General features: G+C 68.8%; 1 protein-coding gene. It reads right to left on the bottom strand.

Annotation, left to right across the window (positions count from 1 at the left end):
- Positions 1 to 5 precede the first annotated feature (5 nt).
- Positions 6 to 260, bottom strand: a 255-nt coding sequence (locus OH705_RS27835) for a hypothetical protein (protein WP_267303513.1), incomplete at its 5' end; no start/stop codon positions are given.

Genomic DNA, 260 nt, shown 5'->3' with positions numbered 1-260 from the left:
GCTGCTCAGTGACCGAAACCGCCCACGTGGCCCACCGGGCCGATGCCGTGGATCGACGCGGTGGCCCCGATCGCGCCGGCGTTGTACGTTCCCGTCGCCGTTGCGTTGGTGGTGGTGCTGCCGAACGTGGCGCCGCCATTGGCGATGCTGTCGCCGACCATGATCGGCGCGTTGCCATGGATGTGGCCGTAGGTCTCGCTGGTGGCGTATTGGCGGGTGCTGGTGACCACGGTGGTGCCATCCGGGCTGAACGATCCCCC

Origin of the sequence: Pseudomonas sp. BJa3, assembly GCF_026343815.1 — a bacterium.
GTDB classification, from domain to species: Bacteria; Pseudomonadota; Gammaproteobacteria; order Pseudomonadales; family Pseudomonadaceae; genus Aquipseudomonas; species Aquipseudomonas soli.
The sequence above is the reverse complement of the archived record's forward strand: the minus strand, read 5'-3'. Positions and strand labels throughout refer to the sequence as shown.